This window comes from Streptomyces nymphaeiformis (assembly GCF_014203895.1).
Lineage (GTDB): Bacteria > Actinomycetota > Actinomycetes > Streptomycetales > Streptomycetaceae > Streptomyces > Streptomyces nymphaeiformis.
Genome location: NZ_JACHJY010000001.1, coordinates 547,225 through 564,891, shown reverse-complemented (window position 1 = coordinate 564,891; position 17,667 = coordinate 547,225). Strand labels below are relative to the sequence as shown.

At 70.9% G+C, this 17,667-nt stretch carries 16 protein-coding genes; 9 read left to right on the top strand and 7 right to left on the bottom strand.

Translation table 11 applies throughout. The features are described from left to right. Positions 1-71: 71 nt before the first annotated feature. Together ppdK and dusB are read right to left on the bottom strand one after the other, a co-directional pair. The gene (gene ppdK / locus GGE06_RS02435; RefSeq protein WP_116161103.1) at positions 72-2,783 is read right to left on the bottom strand and encodes a pyruvate, phosphate dikinase; all 2,712 of its coding nucleotides are present in this window, start codon (positions 2,781-2,783) and stop codon (positions 72-74) included. 358 nt (positions 2,784-3,141) lie between these two features. Continuing rightward, positions 3,142-4,278, bottom strand: a complete 1,137-nt coding sequence (gene dusB, locus GGE06_RS02430; RefSeq protein WP_184929914.1) for a tRNA dihydrouridine synthase DusB — start codon at positions 4,276-4,278, stop codon at positions 3,142-3,144. A gap of 52 nt (positions 4,279-4,330) precedes the next feature. On the opposite strand from dusB, the gene GGE06_RS02425 reads away from it, so the two are divergent. Next, positions 4,331-5,773 carry an MFS transporter gene (locus GGE06_RS02425; protein ID WP_116161101.1) on the top strand — a complete coding sequence of 481 codons (1,443 nt, stop codon included), beginning with the start codon at positions 4,331-4,333 and terminating at the stop codon, positions 5,771-5,773. Here GGE06_RS02425 and GGE06_RS02420 read toward each other — a convergent pair. Further along, positions 5,743-6,639: an MmyB family transcriptional regulator gene (locus GGE06_RS02420; RefSeq protein ID WP_116161100.1), complete on the bottom strand. Its 897-nt coding sequence runs from the start codon at positions 6,637-6,639 to the stop codon at positions 5,743-5,745. The genes GGE06_RS02425 and GGE06_RS02420 overlap by 31 nt on opposite strands. Before the next feature lie 101 nt (positions 6,640-6,740). Between GGE06_RS02420 and GGE06_RS02415 the strand changes: the two genes are divergently transcribed. The 4 genes from GGE06_RS02415 to GGE06_RS02400 all read left to right on the top strand — a co-directional run bounded on the left by GGE06_RS02415 (position 6,741) and on the right by GGE06_RS02400 (position 10,729). Next, complete coding sequence (locus GGE06_RS02415) at positions 6,741-8,183, top strand: MFS transporter (RefSeq protein ID WP_312883004.1); 1,443 nt, start codon at positions 6,741-6,743, stop codon at positions 8,181-8,183. Positions 8,184-8,248: 65 nt separating this feature from the next. Next, on the top strand, positions 8,249-9,289 hold the full coding sequence (locus GGE06_RS02410) for an aldo/keto reductase (protein ID WP_181924636.1): 1,041 nt from the start codon (positions 8,249-8,251) through the stop codon (positions 9,287-9,289). A 16-nt stretch (positions 9,290-9,305) separates the two neighbouring features. Further along, positions 9,306-9,899: a TetR/AcrR family transcriptional regulator gene (locus tag GGE06_RS02405; RefSeq protein ID WP_116161098.1), complete on the top strand. Its 594-nt coding sequence runs from the start codon at positions 9,306-9,308 to the stop codon at positions 9,897-9,899. A gap of 107 nt (positions 9,900-10,006) precedes the next feature. Continuing rightward, positions 10,007-10,729: a VC0807 family protein gene (locus GGE06_RS02400; RefSeq protein WP_184929913.1), complete on the top strand. Its 723-nt coding sequence runs from the start codon at positions 10,007-10,009 to the stop codon at positions 10,727-10,729. A gap of 76 nt (positions 10,730-10,805) precedes the next feature. Here the strand turns inward: GGE06_RS02400 and GGE06_RS02395 are convergent, their stop codons facing one another. After that, a complete protein-coding gene (locus GGE06_RS02395; RefSeq protein WP_116161096.1) occupies positions 10,806-12,185 on the bottom strand; it encodes a glycine--tRNA ligase in 1,380 nt (459 codons plus the stop codon). Between the two features lie 143 nt (positions 12,186-12,328). Here GGE06_RS02395 and GGE06_RS02390 point away from each other — a divergent pair, with 143 nt between their 5' ends. The 4 genes from GGE06_RS02390 to GGE06_RS02375 all read left to right on the top strand — a co-directional run bounded on the left by GGE06_RS02390 (position 12,329) and on the right by GGE06_RS02375 (position 15,443). After that, positions 12,329-13,285 carry a metal ABC transporter substrate-binding protein gene (locus GGE06_RS02390; protein WP_184929912.1) on the top strand — a complete coding sequence of 319 codons (957 nt, stop codon included), beginning with the start codon at positions 12,329-12,331 and terminating at the stop codon, positions 13,283-13,285. Positions 13,286-13,294: 9 nt separating this feature from the next. Next, positions 13,295-14,062, top strand: coding sequence for a metal ABC transporter ATP-binding protein (locus tag GGE06_RS02385; RefSeq protein WP_116161094.1), 768 nt, complete (start codon positions 13,295-13,297; stop codon positions 14,060-14,062). Positions 14,063-14,064: 2 nt separating this feature from the next. Then, positions 14,065-14,961, top strand: coding sequence for a metal ABC transporter permease (locus GGE06_RS02380; RefSeq protein WP_116161093.1), 897 nt, complete (start codon positions 14,065-14,067; stop codon positions 14,959-14,961). Between the two features lie 71 nt (positions 14,962-15,032). Then, positions 15,033-15,443: a Fur family transcriptional regulator gene (locus tag GGE06_RS02375; RefSeq protein WP_116161092.1), complete on the top strand. Its 411-nt coding sequence runs from the start codon at positions 15,033-15,035 to the stop codon at positions 15,441-15,443. Positions 15,444-15,514: 71 nt separating this feature from the next. Here GGE06_RS02375 and GGE06_RS02370 read toward each other — a convergent pair whose 3' ends face one another. The 3 genes from GGE06_RS02370 to recO are packed head-to-tail and all read right to left on the bottom strand — an operon-like array spanning position 15,515 to position 17,627. Beyond that, positions 15,515-16,021 (bottom strand): YcxB family protein, encoded by a 507-nt coding sequence (locus GGE06_RS02370; RefSeq protein ID WP_184929911.1) that lies wholly within the window; start codon positions 16,019-16,021, stop codon positions 15,515-15,517. 19 nt (positions 16,022-16,040) lie between these two features. After that, complete coding sequence (locus GGE06_RS02365; protein WP_116161090.1) at positions 16,041-16,865, bottom strand: isoprenyl transferase; 825 nt, start codon at positions 16,863-16,865, stop codon at positions 16,041-16,043. A 12-nt stretch (positions 16,866-16,877) separates the two neighbouring features. Beyond that, entirely contained in the window at positions 16,878-17,627 is a 750-nt protein-coding gene (recO, locus tag GGE06_RS02360; RefSeq protein WP_116161089.1) for a DNA repair protein RecO, read from the bottom strand. Positions 17,628-17,667 lie beyond the last annotated feature (40 nt).

The following is a 17,667-nucleotide window of genomic DNA, read 5'->3' as shown; positions in this document are numbered from 1 at the left end:
TTTTTCTGTGAATCCGGAGCCGCCGCCCGTCGGTGAGGGTCAGAGCGTGACGGACGGCGGCCCCGGTGGACTCAGCGGCTGTCGCTGCCCTTCGCACCCGAGGCGGCGCGGCCGGCCTCCAGGCGCGCCACCGGGATCCGGAAGGGCGAGCAGGAGACGTAGTCGAGGCCGACCTCGTGGAAGAAGTGCACCGACTCCGGGTCGCCGCCGTGCTCGCCGCAGACACCGAGCTTGATGTCGGGGCGGGTGGCGCGGCCGGCCTGGACGGCGCTGCGGACCAGGGCGCCCACGCCGTCCTTGTCGATGGTCTCGAAGGGGCTGACGCCGAAGATGCCCTTCTCCAGGTACGCGGTGAAGAACGAGGCCTCCACGTCGTCGCGGGAGAAGCCCCAGACCGTCTGCGTCAGGTCGTTGGTGCCGAAGGAGAAGAACTCCGCGGCCTCGGCGATCTGACCGGCGGTCACGGCGGCGCGCGGCAGCTCGATCATGGTGCCGAGCGCGAGCTTCAGCTCGACGCCGGTCTGCGCCCGGACCTCGGCGATGACCTGCTCGGCCTCCTCGCGGACGATCTCCAGCTCCTGGACGGTGCCGACGAGCGGGATCATGATCTCGGCGCGCGGGTCGCCCTTGGCGTCGATGCGGTGGGCGGCGGCCTCCGCGATCGCCCGGACCTGCATGGTGAACAGGCCGGGGATGACCAGGCCGAGGCGGACGCCGCGCAGACCCAGCATCGGGTTCTGCTCGTGCAGGCGGTGCACGGCCTGGAGCAGGCGCAGGTCGTTCTCGTGCGGCTCCTTGCGGGACTCGGCGAGGGCGACGCGCACCGACAGCTCGGTGATGTCGGGCAGGAACTCGTGCAGCGGCGGGTCGAGCAGGCGGACCGTGACGGGCAGCCCGTCCATGGCCTCGAAGAGCTCGATGAAGTCCTGCTTCTGCAGCGGGAGCAGCGCCTTCAGCGACTCCTCGCGCTCGGCGTCCGTGTCGGCGAGGATGAGCCGCTCGACGTACTGGCGGCGCTCGCCGAGGAACATGTGCTCGGTGCGGCACAGGCCGATGCCCTGGGCGCCGAAGCGACGGGCGCGCGAGGCGTCCTCGGCGTTGTCGGCGTTGGCGCGGACGCGGAGGCGGCGGACGCGGTCGGCGTAGGCCATGATCCGGTGGACGGCGGCGACGAGCTCGTCGGCGTCGTCGGCGCCGGCGTGCATGCGGCCCTCGAAGTACTCGACGACCGGGGACGGCACGACGGGTACCTCGCCGAGGTAGACCTTGCCGGTGGAGCCGTCGATGGAGACGACGTCGCCCTCCTCGACGACCTGGCCGTCGGCCGTGGTCATCCGGCGGCGCTTGGTGTCGACCTCCAGCTCCTCGGCGCCGCAGACACAGGTCTTGCCCATGCCGCGGGCGACGACGGCGGCGTGCGAGGTCTTGCCGCCGCGGGAGGTGAGGATGCCCTCGGCGGCGATCATGCCGTCCAGGTCGTCCGGGTTGGTCTCGCGGCGGATCAGGATGACCTTCTCGCCGGAGCGGGACCACTTGACGGCCGTGTACGAGTCGAAGACGGCCTTGCCGACGGCCGCGCCCGGGGAGGCGGCGATGCCGCGGCCGATCTGCTCGACCTTCGCGTTCTCGTCGAACTTGGGGAACATCAGCTGGGCGAGCTGGGCGCCGGTGACGCGCTGGAGCGCCTCGGCCTCGTCGATCAGGCCCTGGTCCACGAGCTGCGTGGCGATGCGGAAGGCGGCACCGGCGGTGCGCTTGCCGACACGGGTCTGGAGCATCCAGAGCTGGCCGCGCTCGATGGTGAACTCGATGTCGCAGAGATCCTTGTAGTGGGTCTCCAGGGTCTCCATGATGTGCATGAGCTGGTCGTACGACTTCTTGTCGATCGACTCGAGGTCGGCCAGCGGCACGGTGTTGCGGATGCCGGCGACGACGTCCTCGCCCTGCGCGTTCTGCAGGTAGTCGCCGTAGACGCCCTGGTGGCCGGAGGCGGGGTCGCGGGTGAAGGCGACGCCGGTGCCGGAGTCGGGACCGAGGTTGCCGAAGACCATCGAGCAGACGTTGACGGCGGTGCCGAGGTCGCCCGGGATGCGCTCCTGGCGGCGGTACAGCTTGGCGCGGTCCGTGTTCCAGGAGTTGAAGACGGCCTCGATGGCGAGGTCCATCTGCTCGCGCGGGTCCTGCGGGAAGTCGCGGCCGGTCTGGGCCTTCACGATCTTCTTGAAGTGCTTGACGACCTTCTTGAGGTCGGCGGCGTCGAGGTCGGTGTCGCTGGCGACCTTCTTCGCGGCCTTGGCCTCGTCGAGGGCCTCCTCGAAGAGCTCGCCGTCGACGCCGAGGACGGTCTTGCCGAACATCTGGATGAGCCGGCGGTACGAGTCCCACGCGAAGCGGTCGTTGTCGGCCTGGCGGGCGAGGCCGGTCACCGACTCGTCGGAGAGGCCGATGTTGAGGACGGTGTCCATCATGCCCGGCATGGAGAACTTGGCGCCCGAGCGGACGGAGACGAGCAGCGGGTCGTCGGCCTGGCCGAGCTTCTTGCCCATCTGGCGTTCGAGGGCGTCCAGGTGCGCGGTGACCTCGTCGCGGAGCTCGACCGGCTCGGAGCCGCTCTCGAGGTAGACCTTGCACGCCTCGGTGGTGATCGTGAAGCCCGGAGGCACCGGCAGGCCGAGATTGGTCATCTCGGCGAGGTTGGCGCCCTTGCCACCGAGCAGGTCCTTCAGGTCCCTGTTGCCCTCGGTGAAGTCGTACACGAACTTCTGATCAATGTTTCCCGACACGGGTCTCGACTCCTCGACGACTCGGTTGGCTGCCCTGACGGCGAGGAACATACCCAGATCGAAGGCTTCTGGGGAGGTACGCCTGCCGGACACCCGGTCTTAACCACCCATCCGCCAGCACTTCGAAAGTTACCGAGTCGAACATTCCGGTTTCACACCCCGAAGGCCAGGTGGCTCAAATCAGGCCCTATTCGCTCATCTGAGCGCCCAAACACCTCACTTGTGTTCAAGTCTTGAATGCAAAAGGGGTGGCACTCAGTGCCACCCCTTCAGTTCCTACATCCACTCGCAATCTGCTCATCTGAGCACCGTACCCCTCAGGGGTGGCGAGGATCACTCCCCCGGAAGGGGCCGAATCTCAGCCGCCGGACGTGTCCAGCTCGGCGTCCTCGCTCACTCCGGCGCAGTCATATGGGTCCTTCAGCCAGCCATCCGGCAGGACAACCCGGTTGTTTCCGGACGTACGCCCCCGAGGGCCGTCCGCACCCACGGGCCACGGCTGGTCCAGGTCGAGCTCGCTCAACTGAGCGCGCAGCTCGTCCAGGGACGACGTGATGGCGAGCTTCTTGCGCATCTCGGAGCCCACCGAGAAGCCCTTCAGGTACCAGGCGACGTGCTTGCGGAAGTCGATGACACCGCGTGCCTCGTCGCCGAGCCACTCGCCGAGCAGCCGCGCGTGCCGCACCATCGCGTCCGCGACCGCCCGGAGCCCCGGCTGCGCGTACGCCCCGGTGCCCTCGAAGCCCGCCACCAGGTCCCCGAAGAGCCACGGGCGGCCCAGGCAGCCGCGGCCCACGACGACGCCGTCGCAGCCGGTCTCGCGCATCATCCGCAGGGCGTCGTCGGCCGACCAGATGTCGCCGTTGCCGAGCACCGGGATCTCCGGCACGTGCTCCTTGAGCCGCGCGATCGCGTCCCAGTCGGCCGTGCCGCCGTAGTGCTGCGCCGCCGTCCGCCCGTGCAGGGCGATCGCCGTGACGCCCTCCTCGACCGCGATCCGGCCGGCGTCGAGGTAGGTGATGTGGTCGTCGTCGATGCCCTTGCGCATCTTCATCGTGACCGGCAGGTCGCCCGCGTTCGTCACGGCCTCGTGGAGGATCGCCCGCAGCAGCGGCCGCTTGTAGGGCAGGGCCGAGCCGCCGCCCTTCCGCGTCACCTTGGGGACCGGGCAGCCGAAGTTCAGGTCGATGTGGTCGGCCAGGTCCTCGTCGACGATCATCCGCACGGCCTTGCCGACCGTCACCGGGTCCACGCCGTACAGCTGGATCGAGCGCGGCTTCTCCGTCTCGTCGAAGCGGATGAGCTGCATCGTCTTCTCGTTGCGCTCGACCAGGGCGCGCGTCGTGATCATCTCGCTCACGAACAGCCCCTTGCCGCCGCTGTACTCACGGCAGAGGGTACGGAAGGGGGCGTTGGTGATGCCGGCCATGGGGGCGAGCACCACCGGCGGCTGCACGATGTGCGGCCCGATGGCGAGAGGGGTGAACGCGGTCATTCGGCCATTGTCCCGCACTGCGGAGTTTCTTAGACAGCCATACGATCCGCACATGCCCGAGCTCACACGCAGCCGCCGCCTCGTCGTCCTCGCGATCTGCTGCATGAGCCTGCTGATCGTCAGCCTGGACAACACGGCGCTCAACGTCGCCCTGCCCGCCATGCGCCGTGATCTCGGCGCCACCGTCGCCGGCATGCAGTGGGTCATCGACGCCTACACCCTGGTCCTCGCCTCCCTGCTGATGCTCGCGGGCTCCACCGCCGACCGGATCGGCCGCCGCAAGGTCTTCGTGACCGGCCTGGCCGTCTTCGCGCTCGGCTCCCTGCTCTGCTCCCTCGCGCCGAACCTGGAGGCCCTGATCGCCTTCCGGGCCGTCCAGGCCGTGGGCGGCTCGATGCTGAACCCGGTCGCCATGTCGATCATCACCAACACCTTCACGGAACCGGCGGAACGCGCGCGTGCCATCGGCGTCTGGGGCGGGGTCGTCGGCGTCTCCATGGCCGCGGGCCCCCTGGTGGGCGGTGTGCTCGTCCAGTCGGTCGACTGGCGGGCGATCTTCTGGGTGAACCTGCCGGTCGCCCTCGCCGCCCTCCTCCTGACGCTGCGGTACGTCCCCGAGTCCCGCGCGCCCCGGCCCCGGCGCCCCGACCCCGTCGGGCAGGTCCTGGTGACGGTGCTCCTGGGCTCCCTCACGTACGCGATCATCGAGACCGACCCGCTCTTCGCGGGGCTCGCGGTCGTCGCGCTCGCCGGGGTCCTGTTCTACGAGCCCCGGCGCCGCGAGCCCCTCATCGACCTGCGGTTCTTCCGCAGCGCGCCGTTCAGCGGGGCCACCGTCATCGCGGTCTGCGCCTTCGCCTCGCTCGGCGGCTTCCTCTTCCTGAACACCCTCTACCTCCAGGACGTGCGCGGGCTCTCCCCGCTGTCCGCCGGGCTCTGGATGCTGCCGATGGCCGGCATGACCTTCGTCTTCGCCCCGCTGTCGGGCCGCCTCACGGCGGCGCGCGGGCCCCGCCCCTCGCTGCTCCTCGCGGGGACGGCGATGGCGGCCGGGCCGCTGCTCTTCGCGGCCTTCGCGGCCGAGACGAGCGACTGGCTGCTCCTCACCGGGTACGTCGTCTTCGGCATCGGCTTCGGCCTGGTGAACGCCCCGATCACGAACACCGCCGTCTCCGGGATGCCCCGCGCGCAGGCCGGGGTGGCGGCGGCGGTCGCCTCGACGAGCCGCCAGGTCGGGCAGACGCTGGGCGTCGCGGTGATCGGCACGGTCCTGGCGGCGGGCCTGGGCGCGACGCCGCACGCGGACGCGTTCGTGGCGGCGGCCCGCCCCGGCTACTGGATCATCACGGGCTGCGGTCTCGCCGTCCTGGCGGTCGGGGCGCTGACCAGCGGCCAGTGGGCGCGGCGCACGGCGGAGCGGACGGCGCGGTGCCTGGCGACGGAGGGTACGGCGGAGGGCGGGCCTCAGGCGATGGCCAAGGCCCCCTCGGCCTGACCCTGCCTCTCGCGGACCACCAGGTCGAGGAGCCGGGCGACGCCCGCCTGGGTGGCGTCGTCGACGGGGACGTACGTGACGAGGTGGGTCCCGGCGTTCGGGCCGAGCCAGAGGTTGGTGTGCTCGAAGCCGAGCAGCCCGACGCGGGCGTTGCGGATCATCTTCACGCGGCCGCCGGGGGCGACCACCTCGTGCCGCGCCCACAGCTCGCGGAACTCGGGCGAGGCCTCTTCGAGGCGGCGTACGAGCTCCTTCCAGGCGGGTTCGGCCAGGTGCTCGGCCATGGCGGCGCGGAGCTTGCCGGCGAGGGCGCGCATGACCTCGGGGAGGTCGGTGACCGAGGCCCGGAACTCCTCGTTCGTGAAGGCCAGCCAGAGGGAGTTGCGGTCCTCGCGGGGCAGCGCGTCGAGGTCGCAGAAGAGCTGCCCGAAGGTGCGGTTGTGGGCGAGGAAGTCGTAGCGGCTGTTCTGGATGGCGGCCGGGACGGGCTCCAGCTGGTCGAGGAGCCGGCGCAGGGTGGGCGTGACGACGGAGCAGGGCGCCTCGGGGTGCGGGTCGGTCGCGCCGGCGAGGGCGAAGAGGTGGCTGCGCTCGGTCGGGTCGAGGAGCAGGGCTTCGGCGAGGGCGTCCAGGACCTGCGGGGAGACCTGGATGTCGCGGGCCTGTTCGAGCCAGGTGTACCAGGTGACGCCGACGGCGGAGAGGTGCGCGACCTCCTCGCGGCGCAGTCCTGGGGTGCGGCGGCGCCGGCCCCGGGGCAGGCCGACCTGCTCGGGGGTGATGCGCTCGCGCCGGCTGCGCAGGAAGGCGGCGAGCTCGTGCCGTCGTACGTCCTGTCCGGGTGCGCTCATCGCCATGACGGTCATGCCTCCAGGGTGCCGGGGCCTTCAGCCGGTTTCCAGGTAGTGCTTGTACCAGGATAAAGACACTCTGGTACCAGGCTGAGCGGAGGCGGAGGCTCGGTCCCGTGACTACGACCTCCCCTTCCGTCCGTACCGCGGCCCCGTCCGGCCGCCAGGCGCCGCCCACGGCCCTCGGCGCGCTCGGCCTGTTCACCGTCCTCCTCGGCGCCGCGCTCCCCCTCATCGACTTCTTCATCGTCAACGTCGCCCTGCCGTCCATCGACCGGGACCTGGCCGCGGGATCCGCGCTCCTGGAGCTGGTCGTCGCCGGGTACGGCCTCTCGTACGCGGTGCTGCTCGTCCTCGGCGGGCGGCTCGGCGACCTCTTCGGCCGCCGGCGGCTCTTCCTCGCCGGCATGGCCGCCTTCGGACTGACCTCGCTGGCCTGCGGGCTCGCCCCGGACGCCTGGACCCTGGTCGCCGCGCGGGTGGCGCAGGGCGCGGCCGCGGCGCTGATGCTGCCGCAGGTGCTCGCGACCATCCACTCCTCGACGGAGGGGCCGCGCCGGGCGACGGCGCTCAGCCTGTACGGGGCGACCGCCGGTCTCGCGATGGCGGGCGGCCAGATCCTGGGCGGGGTCCTCGTGACCGCCGACATCGCGGGCTCCGGCTGGCGTGCGGTGTTCCTGGTGAACGTGCCGGTCGCGGTGGCGGGCCTGGCCCTCGCCCTCCGTGCCGTGCCGGAGACCCGCTCGGACCGGCCGGCGCCGGTGGACGTGCCGGGCACGCTGCTCCTGGCGCTCGCGCTGCTCTCCCTGCTCGCGCCGCTGACGGAGGGCCGGGCGGCGGGCTGGCCGCTGTGGACCTGGGTGTCGCTGGTGGTGTTCCCGTTCGCGGCGGGGGCGTTCTGGTGGGTGGAGCGGCGGGCCGACCGCCGGGGCGCCGTGCCGCTGGTGCCGCCGAGCCTGCTCGCCCTGGTCCCGCTGCGGCGCGGCCTGATGGTGGTGCTGCCGCTCTCGCTGGGCTTCAGCGGCTTCATGTTCGTGGTCGCGGTGGCGCTCCAGCAGGGCTTGCAGATGGGCGCGGTGGCCTCGGGTCTGGCGTTCGTGCCGATGGCGCTCGCGTTCTTCGGCGCCTCGCTGGCGGGGCCGCGGCTGGTACGGCGCTGGGGCACCCGGGTGGTGCCGGTGGGCGCCGTGCTCCAGGGGCTCGGCGTCGCCGCCGTCGTCTGGTCGGTGGGGAGCGACTGGCAGGGCCTCTCGGTCTGGGACCTGGTGCCGGGCATGGCGGTGGCGGGTCTCGGTCAGGGGCTCCAGTTGCCGGTGCTCTTCCGGGTGGTGCTCTCCGAGGTGCCGTCGGAGCGGGCGGGCGTGGGCAGCGGGGTGATGGTGACGACGCAGCAGTCGGCGCTGACGCTGGGCGTGGCGACGCTCGGTTCGCTCTTCCTCTCGCTGGCCTCCTCACCGGCGGAGATGGGGACGGCGCTGCGGACGACGCTCCTGGTCCAGCTGGGTGTGGTGGTGCTGACGCTGCTGCTGAGCCTGCGCCTTCCCCGCACGGTGAAGTGACCCGGGAGAGGAGGGATGGAGTGACAGATATTGAAATCTGTCATCACACATGCCATGGTTGTTCCATGACGACGCACACGAAGACCTCCATCCCCACCCGCCCCCTCGGCACCACCGGCCCCACCGTCTCCGCGCTCGGCCTCGGCTGCATGGGCATGTCCGCGCTGTACGGCGAGGCCGACCGCGCCGAGTCGATCGCCACGATCCACGCCGCCCTCGACGCCGGAGTCACCCTGCTCGACACGGGCGACTTCTACGGAATGGGCCACAACGAGCTGCTGATCAACGAGGCGCTGCGGACCGCGCCGGCCGCCGCCCGCGAGCGCGCGCTGACCAGCGTGAAGTTCGGCGCCCTGCGCACGATGGAGGGCGGCTTCAGCGGGATCGACGGCCGCCCGGCCGCGGTGAAGAACTTCCTCGCGTACTCGCTCCAGCGCCTCGGCACCGACCACATCGACGTCTACCGGATCGCCCGCGTCGACCCGGAGGTCCCGATCGAGGAGACCGTCGGCGCCATCGCCGAGCTGGTCGAGGCCGGGCACGTGAAGCACATCGGCCTCTCCGAGGTCGGCGCGGACACCCTGCGCCGGGCGGCGGCCGTCGCCCCGATCGCGGACCTCCAGATCGAGTACTCGCTGATCTCCCGGGGCATCGAGGACAAGATCCTGCCGACCGCCCGCGAGCTCGGCATCGGCGTCACCGCGTACGGAGTGCTCTCCCGCGGCCTGATCAGCGGCCACTTCACCCGGGACCGCGAGCTGGCCCCGGGCGACTTCCGCGGCTTCAGCCCGCGCTTCCAGGGCGAGAACCTCGACCGGAACCTGGACCTGGTGGACCGGCTGCGCGCGGTCGCCGAGGCCAAGGGCGTCACGGTCGCCCAGACCGCGATCGCCTGGGTACTGGCCCAAGGACCTCGTCACGGCGCAGACATCGTCCCGCTGGTCGGCGCCCGCCGCCGCGACCGGCTCGCCGAGGCCCTCGGCGCCCTGGACGTCACGCTCGACGCCGCCGACCTGGCCGCGATCGAGCAGGCCGTCCCGGCGGACGCGGCGGTCGGCGCCCGCTACCCGGAGTCCCAGATGGCCCACCTGGACAGTGAGCGCTGACGGGTAATGTCATTCCATGGCCACCACGGAGACCCTGACCGCCGAGCGCATCCTCGAAGCGACCGAGGAGGTGCTCCGGCGCTACGGCCCGGCGAAGGCGACGGTCGTCGACGTGGCGCGGGTCCTCGGCGTGAGCCATGGCAGCGTGTACCGCCACTTCCGCACGAAGGCGGCGCTGCGCGAGGCGGTCACCGAGCAGTGGCTGCAGCGGACGATCGTCTCCCTCGCGCCGTACGTCGAGGGTGACGAGCCCGCCGACGAGCGGCTCACCGGCTGGCTCACCGCCCTCTTCCGGTTCAAGCGCAGCAAGGCGGGCGGCGACCCGGAGCTGATGGCCACCTTCCAGGTGCTGATCGGCGAGAACAGCGCGGTGGTCGACCGGCACGAGGAGCACCTCGTCGAGCAGATCGCCCGGATCCTGGAGGACGGCCACCGCGAGGGCGTGTTCGCGGCGCCGGAGCGGGACTTCACGGCGACGGCCCGCGCGGTCTTCCACGCCACGGACCGCTTCCACAACCCGGCGCACGCGGCCGACTGGTCGGCCCCGGACGTCGAGGACGCGTTCGACGGGGTCGTGTCCCTCGTGCAGCGCGCGCTGCGGGCCCGATAAGCCATTTGAAGATCATTTGGCCTGGAGTTTCCCCTTCCCTGTCCGGTGCATGACTAGCCTTCCTCCGCACCGTGGCCGCGAGGCCGCAGAACCACCCAGGGGGAACCATGTCCACACCACCCGCACCACCACTCGCCAAGCCGGCCCGATCGGGCGGGTCCTCCGCGATCGGGTGGGTCCTCACCATCGGCCTCAACGTCGTGGCGCCGATCCTCACGTACAACACGCTCACGGAGGACCACGGCTGGTCCGAGTTCTCCGCCCTGCTCCTCAGCAGCGCCTGGCCGGTCCTCGACACCGCGATCATGGCCGCCTGGCGCCGCAAGCTCGACGAGTTCGCGATCGTCACCCTGGTCTTCCTGGTGATCACGGCCGTCGTCTCGCTGGTCGGCGCGCACACCGCCCGCGCGCTCCTCATCAAGGACTCGTCGATCACGGGCCTGTTCGGCCTGCTCTGCCTGGGGACGCTGCTCGCCCCGCGCCCGCTGATGTTCTACTTCGGCCGCAAGTTCGCGACCGACGGGACCCCGGCGAGCACGGCCTGGTGGAACGGCATGTGGCAGTTCGACGGCTTCCGCTCCACGATGCGCACGATGACGCTGGTGTGGGGCGTGGCGTACCTGGCGGAGGCGCTGGTCCGCATCGCCCTCGCGTACGTGCTGCCGACCAAGACCATGGTCACGATCAGCCCGATCATGATCTACGGAGTCCTGGGCGCCCTCGGCGTCTGGACGGGCTGGTTCGGCAAGCGCCGCGCGGCCGAGGGGGCCCGGCGCGCGGCCGAGGCGGAGGCGGCCGCCGTCGCCGCCGCTGCCGCCGCGAACGCCTAGAGCGGCTGGAGCACCCACGGGAAAGCCCCCGGTTCCGACATCGGAACCGGGGGCTTTCCCGTACGGGCGATCAGATTCAGCAGCCCAGCAGACGGCTGCCCAGGTAACCCTGGATCTGGTCGAGGGAGACGCGCTCCTGCTTCATGGTGTCGCGCTCGCGCACGGTCACCGCGTTGTCCTCGAGGGTGTCGAAGTCGACGGTGACGCAGTACGGGGTGCCGATCTCGTCCTGACGGCGGTAGCGGCGGCCGATGGCGCCGGCGTCGTCGAACTCGATGTTCCAGTTCTGGCGCAGGTCCGCCGCGAGGCCCTTGGCCTTCGGGGAGAGCTGCGCGTTGCGGGAGAGCGGGAGGACCGCGACCTTGATCGGGGCCAGGCGGTGGTCGAGGCGCAGCACGGTGCGCTTCTCCATGACGCCCTTGGCGTTCGGGGCCTCGTCCTCGATGTACGCGTCGAGCAGGAAGGCCAGCATCGCGCGGCCGACACCGGCGGCGGGCTCGATGACGTACGGCGTGTAACGCTCGCCGCTCTCCTGCTCCAGGAACGTCAGGTTGGCGCCGGAGGCCTTGGAGTGCGCGTTGAGGTCGTAGTCGGTGCGGTTGGCGACGCCCTCGAGCTCGCCCCACTCGCTGCCGCCGAACTGGAAGCGGTACTCGATGTCGGCGGTGCGCTTCGAGTAGTGGGAGAGCTTCTCCTGCGGGTGCTCGTACCAGCGCATGTTCTCCTCACGGAGACCCAGGCCGGTGTACCAGTTCCAGCGCTGCTGCATCCAGTACTCCTGCCACTGCTCGTCCTCGCCCGGCTTGACGAAGAACTCCATCTCCATCTGCTCGAACTCGCGCGTGCGGAAGATGAAGTTGCCCGGAGTGATCTCGTTCCGGAAGGACTTGCCCATCTGCGCGATGCCGAACGGGGGCTTCTTGCGCGAGGTGGTCAGCACCTGGGAGAAGTTGGTGAAGATGCCCTGGGCGGTCTCGGGGCGCAGGTACGCGACGGAGCCGGTGTCCTGGGTCGGGCCGAGGTGCGTGGAGAGCAGGCCGGAGAACTGCTTGGGCTCGGTGAAGGTGCCCTTGTTGCCGCAGTTCGGGCAGTTGAGGTCGGTGAGGCTCTCGGGGAGACGGCCGTGCTTCTCCTCGTACGCCTCCTCCAGGTGGTCGGCGCGGAAGCGCTTGTGGCAGGAGGTGCACTCGGTCAGCGGGTCGGTGAAGGTCGCGACGTGACCGGACGCCTCCCACACCTCGGTGGCCAGGATGACGGACGAGTCGATGCCGACGACGTCCTCGCGCGCGGTGACCATGTAACGCCACCACTGGCGCTTCAGGTTCTCCTTCAGCTCGACACCCAGCGGTCCGTAGTCCCAGGCGGCACGCTGGCCGCCGTAGATCTCGCTGCACGGGTAGACGAAGCCACGGCGCTTGCTCAGGCTGACGATGGTGTCGATCTTGTCGGCGGCCACGGTGCTCTCTTCATTACGACGACGAAGTGCGAATGCCACAGGTTACCGGCGCGCACGCCCCCCGTATCAAATCGGTTCCGCCCGGGCCGCCCCCGACCATCGGCAATTGACAACCGTTTCCATCTTTGTTGAAAATGACTGTCATGAACGTACGCCGACTGATACCCCCGACCGCCGTCGCCGGAGCCGTCGCCCTCGGGCTCGTCACCCTCTCCGCCTGCTCCGGAACCTCGGACGCGGCCGACAAGAACAGTGGCGGCAAGCTGGACGTGGTGGCGTCGTTCTACCCGATGCAGTACCTGGCCGAGCAGATAGGCGGCGGCCACGTCGCCGTCAACACGCTCACCAAGCCCGGCGTCGAGCCGCACGACCTGGAGCTCAAGCCCAAGCAGGTCGGCGAGCTCGCCGACGCCGACGTCGTCCTCTACCTCAAGGGCATCCAGCCCGCCGTCGACGACGCCATCGCCCAGGCCGGCGTGAAGAACACCGTCGACGCCGCGACCCTCACCAAGCTCGAAGAGCACGGCACCGAGGTCGGCCACGACCACGGCCACAGCGACGCCCATGAGTCCGAGGCCGGCGCGGACCCCCACATCTGGCTCGACCCCGTGAAGTACGCCGAGGTCGCCAAGGGTGTCGGCAGCGCCCTGGAGAAGGCGGACCCCGACCACGCCGCCGACTACGAGAAGAACACCGAAGCCCTGGTGAAGAAGCTCGGCGACCTGAACACCGCCTTCGAGACGGGCCTCAAGAACACCACCACGAAGACCTTCATCACCACCCACTCCGCCTTCGGCTACCTCGCCGAGCGCTACGGCCTGGAGCAGGAGGGCATCTCCGGCATGGACCCCGAGTCCGAGCCGAGCCCCGCCCGCATCAAGGAACTCCAGGACATCGCGAAGCACGACAAGGTCTCCACCGTCTTCTTCGAGACCCTCGCGAGCGACAAGACCGCGAAGACCCTCGCGACCGACACCGGTCTGAAGACCGACGTCCTCGACCCGCTTGAGGGAATCACGGGCAAGTCCAAGGGCCACGACTACATCGAGGTCATGCGGTCCAACCTCGCCGCGCTGAAGACCGCGCTCGGCGCCAAGTAGGAGGCCCCCGTGAGCGACGACCAGCCCGTCATCTCCGTCCGCGGCGCCACCGCCGCCCTCGGCGCCCGCCCCGTCCTGCGCGGCGTCGACCTCACCGTCGGCCGCGGCGAGGTCGTCGCGCTGCTCGGCGCGAACGGCTCCGGCAAGTCCACCGCCGTCCGCGCGATCATCGGCCAGGTCCCGCTGACCGGCGGCACGATCGAGCTGTTCGGCACCGAACGGAAGCGGTTCCGCGACTGGGCCCGCGTCGGCTACGTACCGCAGCGCACCACGTCGTCCGCCGGGGTGCCGGCCACCGTCCGGGAGGTCGTCGCCTCCGGCCGCCTCGCCCGCCGCCGGTTCGGCCTGCCGACCAAGGCCGACAGGGCCGCCGTCCACCGGGCGATGGAACTGGTCGGCCTCGCCGACCGCGCCCAGGACTCCGTCACCGCCCTCTCCGGCGGCCAGCACCAGCGGGTCCTGATCGCCCGCGCGCTCGCCTCCGAGCCCGAACTCCTGATCATGGACGAGCCGATGGCCGGCGTGGACCTCGGGAGCCAGGAGATCCTCGCCGCGACCCTGCGCGAGCAGGTCGCGGGCGGCACCTCCGTCCTCCTCGTCCTGCACGAGCTGGGCCCCCTGGAGCCCCTCATCGACCGCGCGGTCGTCCTGCGCGACGGCTGCGTCGTCCACGACGGCCCGCCGCCCGAGGCCGTCGGCCAGCACGCCCTGCCCGGCCACGACCACGTTCATCCGCACGCGGCCGACGAGCCGCTCCGTACGGGACTGCTGACCTGATCATGGACTTCCTCGAACCCGCCTTCATGCAGCGGGCCCTGCTCGCCGCCGTTCTCGTCGGCATCACCGCGCCCGCCGTCGGCATCTATCTCGTGCAGCGCCGCCAGGCCCTGATGGGCGACGGCATCGGCCACGTCGCCATGACGGGCGTCGGCCTCGGCTTCCTCCTGAACTCCAGCCCCGTCTGGATGGCGACCCTCGTCGCCGTCGCGGGCTCGATCGCGATGGAACTGATCCGGGCGTACGGCAAGACCCGCGGCGACCTCGCGCTCGCGCTGCTCTTCTACGGCGGCATGGCCGGCGGCGTCCTGCTGATCAACCTCTCGTCGACGGGTTCCAACGCCAACCTGAGCTCGTACCTCTTCGGCTCGCTCTCCACCGTCTCGACGGCGGACATCACCGCGATCAGCGTCCTCGCCGCCTTCGTGGTCCTGGTCACGGTGGGCCTGCGCCGTCAGCTCTTCGCGGTCAGCCAGGACGAGGAGTTCGCCCGGGTCACCGGCCTGCCGGTCCGCGCCCTGAACCTGCTCGTCGCGGTCACCGCCGCGGTGACGGTCACGGTCGCCATGCGAGTCGTGGGCCTGCTCCTGGTCAGCGCGCTGATGGTGGTGCCGGTGGCGGCCGCCCAGCAGCTGTCGAAGTCCTTCCGCGCGACCTTCGTCCTCGCGGTGGCGACCGGCATCACGGTCACCCTGGCGGGCACGGTCACCTCGTACTACCAGGATGTGCCCCCCGGCGCGACGATCGTCCTGTACGCGATCGGGATCTTCATCGTCCTGACCCTGCTCGCCACCCCTCTCGCCAAGCGGCGGGCCAAGGCCGCCGCGCAGGCCACCGCGGACTGCGACACCCGCTGCGTTCCGGCCAGCCGGCGGCCGACGGACGATGTGAAGGTCTGATCCGCGGCTGATCCCGGGGGCAGGGGGGACTGGCAGAATGGCGGGGCAGACAAGCATTCAAGGAGGCCCCCGTGGCGACGGCAGGACCCCCCGTACGCGGCCGCTCCACCAAGCAGCGGGCCGCAGTGTCGGCGGCGCTGAGCGAGGTGGACGAGTTCCGCAGCGCCCAGGAGCTGCACGACATGCTCAAGCACCGCGGCGACTCCGTCGGCCTCACCACCGTCTACCGCACGCTCCAGTCCCTCGCGGACGCGGGCGAGGTCGACGCGCTGCGCACCAGCGAAGGCGAGACGGTCTACCGCCGCTGCTCCACCGGCGACCACCACCACCATCTGGTCTGCCGCGTCTGCGGCAAGGCCGTGGAGGTGGAGGGCCCGATGGTGGAGCAGTGGGCCGAGACGATCGCCTCGGAGCACGGCTTCGTGAACGTGGCGCACACGGTCGAGATCTTCGGCACCTGCGCGGACTGCGCCGGGAAGTGACCTGACATACGAAGGGCCCGCACCGAGACGATTCGGTGCGGGCCCTTCGTGTGTCAGGTCCGTACGTCACGTCACAAGCGGGTGAGGTTGCGGTCCAGGACCTCGCGGAGCCGGTCGACGTCGGCGGGGTCGGCGAAGCCGCGCTTGGGCAGGGCGCCCACTCCGACACCGCCCTTGTCGGCGGAGAGCAGCACGAACTGCGTCGGCGTCTCGGCGTACCGGTTCATGAGCTGCCAGCGCTGGACGATCTCGCTGTCGCGGGTGGTCCAGCGGACGCCGTCCCCGTCCACGCGCGCCCGGAACTCCCCCTGCCGCCCCACCAGGGCGTACATCTGCCGGCTGGTGAGCCACCGCGCGAGCGGCCCGAGGACCGCGAGCAGCAGCACGAACCCCGCCATGCGCGCGGCCCCCGCGGGCTTCGGGCCGCCGGGCCCGAACAGCTCCAGGAGCAGCACCAGGGCCGCCAGGACCGCGACGATCCGCATCACCCGCAGCACCCAACGGAACCAGCCGTGCTTCATCTGGACGCCCACGGCGTCGGCCACGTCCGCGCGCGTCGGCGTGTAGACGAGCTCCACCCCCTCCCCCACGGCCGGCTCAGGCCTTGTCGAGGACGGCGAGGTCCGCCGGGTCGACGCCGCCGAAGCGGCGGTCGCGCTGGGCGTACTCGACGCAGGCCCGCCACAGGTCGCGGCGGTCGAAGTCGGGCCACAGCACGTCCTGGAAGACCATCTCGGCGTACGCGCTCTGCCAGATCAGGTAGTTGGAGGTGCGCTGCTCGCCGCTGGGCCGCAGGAAGAGGTCCACGTCCGGCATGTCCGGGTAGTAGAGGTACTTCTGGATGGTCTTCTCGGTGATCTTCGAGGGTTCGAGGCGGCCCGCCTTCACGTCCTCGGCCATCGCCTGCGCCGCGTCCGTGAGCTCCGCGCGGCCGCCGTAGTTCATGCAGAAGTACAGCGTGAGCTTGGTGTTGTCCTTGGTCTGCTCCTGCGCGACCTGGAGCTCCTTGGCCACGGACTTCCACAGCTTGGGCATCCGGCCGACCCAGCGGACCCGGATGCCGAGCTCGTCGAGCTGGTCGCGGGTCTTGCGGATGAAGTCGCGGTTGAAGTTCATCAGGAAGCGCACCTCCTCGGGCGAGCGCTTCCAGTTCTCGGTGGAGAAGGCGTACAGCGAGATCGCCCCCACGCCCATCTCGATCGCGCCCTGGAGCACGTCGAGGACCTGCTCGGCGCCGACCTTGTGGCCCTCGGTGCGCGGCAGGCCGCGCTCCTTGGCCCAGCGGCCGTTGCCGTCCATGACGATCGCGACGTGCTGCGGCACCAGCTCGGTCTGGAGCTTCGGCGGGCGGGCGCCGGACGGGTGCGGCTCGGGGGTCCTGTACTCCCGACGCTGGCGCCCGAGGAGTCGTGCGATGGCCATGAGTGGTCTCTCCTAGCTGTTCTCTACATAACGCAGGGAGCGCAGGCCGCGCTCCAGGTGCCAGTGCAGATAGGCGGACACGAGTCCGCTGCCCTCCCTGACGTGACGCGGCTCGCACGCGTCCGCCGTCGCCCAGTCGCCGGTGAGCAGCGCGCTGAGCAGGCCGATGGCCTCCGCAGAGGGTACGACGCTTCCGGGCACCCGGCAGTCGCCGCATATGACCCCGCCGGCCGCGACCGAAAAGAACCGGTTGGGCCCGTGGAGTCCGCATTTCGCACAGTCCTCGAAGCTGGGCGCGTAGCCGTTCACGGCGAGGGAGCGGAGGAGGAAGGCGTCCAGGATGAGGTGCGGCGCGTGCTCGCCCCGGGCGAGCGTCCGCAGGCCGCCGACGAGCAGCAGATACTGCTGCACGGCGGGCTCGCCCTCGTGGTCGGTGAACCGCTCCGCCGTCTCCAGCATGGCCGTGCCGGCGGTGTACCGGGCGTAGTCGGTGACGATCCCGCTGCCGTACGCGGCGATGGTCTCGCTCTGCGTGCACAGGGGCAGCCCTCGTCCGACCAGCTCACTCCCCCGGGCGAAGAACTGCACGTCCACGTGCGAGAAGGGTTCGAGGCGCGCCCCGAACTTCGACTTCGTCCGGCGTACGCCGCGCGCGACGGCGCGTACGCGGCCGTGACCGCGCGTGAGGATCGTGATGATGCGGTCCGCTTCGCCCAGCTTCTGGGTGCGCAGCACGATGCCGTCGTCGCGGAACAGACTCATGCCCCCATTCTCGCGTACGCGGACGGAGCCCCGGGCCGGT

Coding starts and splice junctions, on each gene's coding strand:
- GGE06_RS02400 (WP_184929913.1), top strand. CDS start 10,007: ATGTCCACACCACCCGCACCACCACTCGCCAAGCCGGCCCGATCGGGC.
- GGE06_RS02405 (WP_116161098.1), top strand. CDS start 9,306: ATGGCCACCACGGAGACCCTGACCGCCGAGCGCATCCTCGAAGCGACC.
- GGE06_RS02410 (WP_181924636.1), top strand. CDS start 8,249: ATGACGACGCACACGAAGACCTCCATCCCCACCCGCCCCCTCGGCACC.
- GGE06_RS02390 (WP_184929912.1), top strand. CDS start 12,329: ATGAACGTACGCCGACTGATACCCCCGACCGCCGTCGCCGGAGCCGTC.
- GGE06_RS02420 (WP_116161100.1), bottom strand. CDS start 6,639: ATGACCGTCATGGCGATGAGCGCACCCGGACAGGACGTACGACGGCAC.
- dusB (WP_184929914.1), bottom strand. CDS start 4,278: ATGACCGCGTTCACCCCTCTCGCCATCGGGCCGCACATCGTGCAGCCG.
- GGE06_RS02425 (WP_116161101.1), top strand. CDS start 4,331: ATGCCCGAGCTCACACGCAGCCGCCGCCTCGTCGTCCTCGCGATCTGC.
- GGE06_RS02365 (WP_116161090.1), bottom strand. CDS start 16,865: ATGGCCATCGCACGACTCCTCGGGCGCCAGCGTCGGGAGTACAGGACC.
- recO (WP_116161089.1), bottom strand. CDS start 17,627: ATGAGTCTGTTCCGCGACGACGGCATCGTGCTGCGCACCCAGAAGCTG.
- GGE06_RS02380 (WP_116161093.1), top strand. CDS start 14,065: ATGGACTTCCTCGAACCCGCCTTCATGCAGCGGGCCCTGCTCGCCGCC.